Here is a 3,890-nt window from a genome sequence, read left to right as displayed (position 1 = left end):
AAATCCTGTCATCCCGACAGTGAAGCCCTGACGAAAAGATACTTTCGTCAGGGCTTCGTCGTATCTGGCGACGGGTTTTCGTTGGTCCCCATCGAGGCATTCAAGGCGCTGATCGACCGCTACGTCGTCGCCCGGGGGCGTGCGGTCTGAGCGAGATCATGTAGACGCCGGGCACCCGGCGCGCGAGAACGGCCCCCGTCGGGGTGGTGGAACGGCATCGGCGGGGGCCTTCCCCGTACCTCGGGTGCCGGAGACCACCTTGCCCACAGCATCGACGATGTCAGCTTCTCAGTTCAGTTTCTGCGGCGTGCGCGGGTTTGGTTGAACCTGTGAGGCGTACATGTTGGGGGCGTAACGTCGTGCTATGGAGACACAGACACGAACGAGCGGTGCAGATACCGCGACGCTGGGCCTGGGATCGGTGCTGGTGGGTTCGTTGCCTGCGGCGCTGATGACTGATGAGGCCCCGGATCGTTACACGGTGGAGGCGGTGTTCACGCGCCGCCCCGAACGGGACGAGATCACGGAGATCCTGGGGAGCGAGACGCGGGAACGTCTTGCCAAGGCGGGGTACTCGACCGTAGAGGTGGCGATCTCGGATCGTCGCTTGGAGATCGCGAACACGAATCTCGAGGAGTTGCGCGACGGTCTCGGTGGGGTGCTCGCCGACCGGCTCGCGGAGATCAGCGAGGGTGTCCGGGCCAGGCAGGATGCGGCGGCGCTCCGGTTCCGCGAGGCGGCCGCGGGCGAGCATGACAGAGCGGCCTCTGTCGCGGCTCTCGCGGAATCAGTAACGTTCCGCACCTCCGGGACACGAGTGTCTGAGCGGGATCGGCGTGCCGCGGCGACCGACGATCGTGCCCGCATCGATGACTGGACTGACGAGGGTGGTCACGGGCGTTTATGACGTCCGTGACCCTAGGATGCGAGGCGCATCATGGATGGGATCCGTTCGACCACACCGCGCTCTGCAGATCGACACGGCGGTCGGGCCGGTAGCGAGTTCACGGCCCTGGCGAAGACGATCCGGGATCAGGGGTTGCTGCGTCGCCGGTATGGGTATTACTGGTCGAAGCTGATCGGTCTGCCGCTTGTGCTCGCCGGTGGTCTGCTGATGTTCGTGTGGATCGGTGACACCTGGTGGCAGCTGTTCACGGCGGTGTTCCTGGCGGTGGTGTTCACGCAGATCGCCTTTCTCGGGCATGATTCGGCGCACCGGCAGATCTTCGTCTCGGGTAAATGGAATGACTGGGTGAGCCTCGTCCTCGGCGACCTGCTGGTGGGGATGAGCTACGGATGGTGGCAGCACAAGCACACCCGCCATCATGCGAATCCGAACAAGCTGGGGTCCGATCCGGACATTGAGTTGCCGGTGATCGTTGTGGCCCCGGAGCGTGCCGTGCCGAGAGGGCGGGTCCTGTCGTGGTTGCGCTCGCATCAGGGGATCTTCTTCTTCCCGATCCTGCTCCTGGAGGGTGTCTCGCTGCATGCGTCCGGGGTGCGCCGGGTGGTCACGCGCGGGCCGTTGAGCAGGCGCGGGGTCGAGATCGGGTTCCTCCTGATCCGCCTGGTCGGGTTCCCCGTGCTCGTCTTCCTCGTCCTGTCGCCGGGCATCGCATTCGTGTTTCTCGCTGTGCAACTCGGGCTCTTCGGGTTCTACATGGGCGTCTCGTTCGCCCCGAATCATAAGGGGATGCCGATCGTGCCTCGTGATGCGAGCTTCGACTTCCTGCGCCGCCAGGTGATGATGAGCCGGAACGTCCGCGGCGGTCGTCTGCTCGACACCGCGATGGGCGGGCTGAACTATCAGATCGAGCATCACCTGTTCCCGTCCATGCCGCGTCCTCACCTGCGCAAGGCAGCGCCCATCATCGCCGCCTACTGCCGGAGCCATGATGTGCCGTATGCGCAGACAGGGTTGCTGGCGTCCTATGCGATCATCGTGCGGTACATCAACCGCGTCGGCCTGGGGGAGCGTGACGTGTTCACCTGCCCCCTGGTCGAGCAGCGCCGCTACATCACCGCAGTCCCGCAGTGAGCACGCGCGACCACCCCGCAGCAGGACGACGGCACGCCCGCCGTCGTCTACAACCCCGTGAAAACCCCGCTGGAGCGGCTTCACCCCGTGGTCGCGGAGTGTGAGGCCGAGCACGGGTGGGCGCAGACGCGCTGGTACGAGACCCGCAGCGACGACGCCGGCCGGGCCGCCGCGGAGCACGCTCTCGCTGCTGCTCCGGCGGTGGTGATGGCCGCTGGCGGCGACGGCACGGTCCGCGTCGTCGCGGAGGTGATGCAAGGGACGGGCATCCCGGTCGCGCTGGTTCCCCTGTGCACCGGCAATCTTCTTGCTCGCGATGTCGGTGCGCCGCTCAACGACATCGCCGCCTGCGTTTCCGCTGCGTTCGCAGGTGAGGACCGACCCGTGGATGTCGGGGTGGCTGAGCTCGAGGACGTGAGCGGCGCCCGGCGTTCGCATACGTTCATGGTCATGGCGGGTATCGGACTGGATGCGGAGATGGCGGAGAGCACGAGCACCATTGCGACGCGGCCGACAGGACGCTTCGGGTGGGCGCGGATCGGAACCCGCCTCACCCTGCAAGGCCTCGCCCGCCGCTCCCCGCTCAGCCGCAGGCTCCTCCAGCAGACGCCCGACCTCCACGCGCTCGCATACGTTCAAGGAACCCGGTTCGAAGCCCGGTTCGACGCCCCTCACCTCATCGAACTCGACGGCGACAGCTTCGGCCACATCACCCGTGTCCGCGTCAGCGTCCGCCCAGGCGCCCTGCACATACGCGTGCCGGTCCAAACGATCGTGGTGGAGAAGAGCACCACGGCCCGGCTGCGGCCGTCACGCCCGTAGAAACCCAGGCGCAACGGCAAGGAAGGTGGACCGCGCTCCGTGCGTCCCGCGCGGGCGACTACGCCTTGGCGCGCTTGGCGCGCTGCCGGAGTATCCCGAAGATCAGGGTGCCGACGAAGAGCACGATTCCGATGATCGCCAACCAGAGCAGGCCCTCGAACACGAATCCCACGATCGACAGCACCACCCATGCCACAAGCAAGATGAGAAGAACTGTCCACATGCTCCTCACGCTACGCTCAATCGCCCGAGAAAACCGGTGATCAACGATATTGCCTCTGCGCGATCTGTTCGGGCCTGCGGCTGGCCGGAGGATTCACAGCACGGGCTGACATAGTGAGAGAGTGCTCCGCCTCGGTGATGGCATACCGATCCGAGGAGAAGGGGCGCTCATGCCCGCATGGTGGGAACAACTTCTGCACATCACAACCGGTCGCATCAGCCGCCGCCACGAACTACCCGATCTCCGGCACCTTCCGACACGGCCTGTCGTGCTGGAACGAACCCACTACCTCGTGAATGATCGCGAACGCGACAGTCAAGCGCCCCGCACCTATATCCTCCGCACCCAGCCCCGCACGCGACGATCCCCCGCCGGGGTCGCCGTCACCTCCAACGGACGCGGCGTCGGACATCTGCCCGCCGATGCAGCAGACGCCATGGGCCCGCTTCTCGACCAACTCGGCGGAGCGGCAATCGTCAACGGCACCGGACCGAAAGCTGGAAGCATCCGACTCCGAATCGACCTGCCAGCCCCTGATGCGGTCGGCAAGTTCATCCATACACTCGGCAACGCGAGCCCAGGATGACCCTCAGAGTTTCTTGATTAGCATGACGCGGAAGGCAGCTCTGCATGTTGCATCCGCCGCGCCAATCGACTCCCAGCGGGGGACCAGAAGGGGACCAAGACCATGCAGATCATGCATCCCATGACATGATCTGCATGAGGAGAGGCCCGCAATCATGCGGGTCGCGAGTCCGAAGTCGCCATCTGGACGCCTGGGGGTCAAGGGGTCGCAGGTTCAAATCC

At 65.5% G+C, this 3,890-nt stretch carries 5 protein-coding genes; 4 read left to right on the top strand and 1 reads right to left on the bottom strand.

What is annotated here, in order from left to right; all coding sequences use genetic code 11:
* Window positions 1-451: 451 nt before the first annotated feature.
* Genes D8Y23_RS16215 through D8Y23_RS16205 form a run of 3 tightly spaced genes read left to right on the top strand, consistent with a single transcriptional unit; the run spans window position 452 to window position 2,860 of the window.
* Window positions 452-907: a hypothetical protein gene (locus D8Y23_RS16215; RefSeq protein ID WP_240663940.1), complete on the top strand. Its 456-nt coding sequence runs from the start codon at window positions 452-454 to the stop codon at window positions 905-907.
* 30 nt (window positions 908-937) lie between these two features.
* On the top strand, window positions 938-2,038 hold the full coding sequence (locus tag D8Y23_RS16210; RefSeq protein WP_128219065.1) for a fatty acid desaturase family protein: 1,101 nt from the start codon (window positions 938-940) through the stop codon (window positions 2,036-2,038).
* 57 nt (window positions 2,039-2,095) lie between these two features.
* Window positions 2,096-2,860, top strand: a complete 765-nt coding sequence (locus D8Y23_RS16205; RefSeq protein WP_205797355.1) for a diacylglycerol/lipid kinase family protein — start codon at window positions 2,096-2,098, stop codon at window positions 2,858-2,860.
* A 58-nt stretch (window positions 2,861-2,918) separates the two neighbouring features.
* Here D8Y23_RS16205 and D8Y23_RS16905 read toward each other — a convergent pair whose 3' ends face one another.
* Entirely contained in the window at window positions 2,919-3,083 is a 165-nt protein-coding gene (locus tag D8Y23_RS16905; RefSeq protein ID WP_164479568.1) for a hypothetical protein, read from the bottom strand.
* 169 nt (window positions 3,084-3,252) lie between these two features.
* On the opposite strand from D8Y23_RS16905, the gene D8Y23_RS16200 reads away from it, so the two are divergent.
* Window positions 3,253-3,669: a hypothetical protein gene (locus D8Y23_RS16200; protein WP_128219064.1), complete on the top strand. Its 417-nt coding sequence runs from the start codon at window positions 3,253-3,255 to the stop codon at window positions 3,667-3,669.
* Window positions 3,670-3,890 lie beyond the last annotated feature (221 nt).

Origin of the sequence: Microbacterium enclense (genome assembly GCF_004022425.1) — a bacterium.
Classification (GTDB): Bacteria; Actinomycetota; Actinomycetes; order Actinomycetales; family Microbacteriaceae; genus Microbacterium; species Microbacterium enclense_A.
Note: the sequence above shows the minus strand (reverse complement) of the source record. Positions and strands in the feature narration are given on the sequence as shown.